We start from the raw sequence: 1,952 nt of genomic DNA, 5'->3' as shown, positions 1-1,952 counted from the left end.
GCTTTTCCTGCATTGGGGGTTGACTGTCATGTTATGTATGTGGTTGTAATACGATTTTGCACCGCGCAACTTGTTTCCAATTCGCGCTGTAGCGATCGATTTGTTTTGTTTTTTGGATTACTCCGTAGCTCTCATAAGCTTTATTAACTTTTTTTTGATTTAATTTAGGATCGAATATGATTCAGTTGAACTTCAGGAGAGTAATTTTGGGCGATTTGTTACTGTCCATTTAGCTTTCCGACTTATTTTTTTGTCGATTTTTAGGCCTCTATAATAATCTTTAAGCTTCACTTGGAAAGCATTCCTGTCATTAAATAAGTTTGTGCTGATTGTTAAAAAGATTCTACTATCTATTTGAGACCTACACGAGATAAGGGACTTTATAAAATTTACACAGTAAATCAGAATAGCTGATAGAAAAATTAGTTCAATTCAAATATTTACGTTGTTACGTGCTCCTTGTTCGAAAATGATCTAATGGTAATCAAAATAGTTTAAAATTGAAGCCTTGTTAGTTCTAATTTTATTAATAAAAGCTTGTATATTTAAAAAATGGTTATGCTCTTTATTAATAAACAAGATGTTAATGAAAAATAATTGTTTTGGATAAATTATCCTATTGGATCAAAACAATTGAAGTCCAACCTACCGCTAATAATGTATTTTAGTAACCAAATGACTGTATATGGCATCACCGACTATGTTAAATGAAATAGATCGATTAAAAGCACTTGAAAGTTACTCCATAATGGATACTTTAGCCGAGGATGACTATGATTCGATTACTCAGTTAGCTTCTGCTATTTGTGGAACGCCTATTTCCCTAATATCTTTATTAGATGGGAAAAGACAATGGTTTAAATCTAGTATTGGACTAGATGCATCCGAAACTCCTCAAGAAATTTCTTTTTGTCAATATGCTATCCAATCTGAGGTAGTTTATGAAGTAGTAAATACACTAGAAAACCCACTTTTTGTTAATAATCCGCTTGTTACAGGTAACCCCAATATTCGATTTTATGCGGGTGCTCCTCTCAAAAACAAAGACGGATTTTATTTAGGTACTTTATGCGTGATTGATACAATACCAAAGGTTTTAACTGATTTTCAAAAAAAATCACTTCAGTTGCTAGCAAATCAAGTGATCACTTTATTAGAATTACGATGAAGCAATTTAGAATTATTAAATACCCAAAAAGAATTACATAATTTTGTAAATCTATCTAAAGATTTAGTTTGTTTTGCTAATATTGACGGACAATTTTAAAAAGTAAATCCATCTTTTACGGCAGTTCTTGGCTACACTAGAGAAGAACTAGTTGGGAAACCATTTATAGATTTTGTACATCCTGATGACATTGAATCAACGCATCAAGAAGTTGCAAAATTAGCTAAAGGGGAATTGTCAGATAGTTTTATTAATCGCTATAAATGTAAAAACGGAACTTATGTTACTTTAAATTGGAAAGTCTCCTAATCCTGAAACTGGAAATTTGTATTGTATTGCTCGAGATGTCACGCTTGATAAGCAAAAACAAGCGCAGCAACTTCAAACTACAGCTAATTTATCGGCAATTTTAAATGCGTCCGAGTTTTCGATTATTGCCACGAATTTAGATGGAACCATTAAACATTTTAACAAAGGAGCTGAACGATTATTGGGTTATAAAGCATCTGAAGTGATCGGTAAAATTGCTCCTGCGCAGTTAAGGGACGAAGCTGAAATTGTAAGGCATGCGAAGGATTTAAGCATTGAAATAGGGCGAGAAGTTAAGCCTTTGATAATGGATTATGTAATACAATCTATTGCTTCTGCAAAAAATAACGCTAGAGAATGGACATATTATAGAAAAGATGGAAGTTTATTAGTTATGGTTGTTTCGTTTTCCGCTTTTTGTAACGAGGATGGCGAAGTGTCTGGATATTTAGGCATAGAAAAAGATATTTCAGCC

General features: G+C 32.7%; 2 protein-coding genes and 1 pseudogene. All 3 read left to right on the top strand.

The features are described 5' to 3' along the window. The first annotated feature begins 685 nt into the window (after positions 1-685). Positions 686-1,168 carry a GAF domain-containing protein gene (locus tag P8M54_RS15295; protein ID WP_300288892.1) on the top strand — a complete coding sequence of 161 codons (483 nt, stop codon included), beginning with the start codon at positions 686-688 and terminating at the stop codon, positions 1,166-1,168. A gap of 159 nt (positions 1,169-1,327) precedes the next feature. Further along, a pseudogene (locus tag P8M54_RS15290) lies at positions 1,328-1,477 on the top strand (PAS domain-containing protein); the annotation flags it as partial. Between the two features lie 16 nt (positions 1,478-1,493). After that, the coding region (locus tag P8M54_RS15285; protein ID WP_300288891.1) for a PAS domain S-box protein at positions 1,494-1,952 on the top strand (459 nt) is incomplete at its 3' end.

Origin of the sequence: Flavobacterium sp. (assembly GCF_029242675.1) — a bacterium.
GTDB lineage: Bacteria > Bacteroidota > Bacteroidia > Flavobacteriales > Flavobacteriaceae > Flavobacterium.
Note: the sequence above shows the minus strand (reverse complement) of the source record. Positions and strands in the feature narration are given on the sequence as shown.

Bases quoted from the DNA above. Each gene is read 5' to 3' on its own strand.
- P8M54_RS15295 (WP_300288892.1), top strand. From the start codon at position 686: ATGGCATCACCGACTATGTTAAATGAAATAGATCGATTAAAAGCACTT.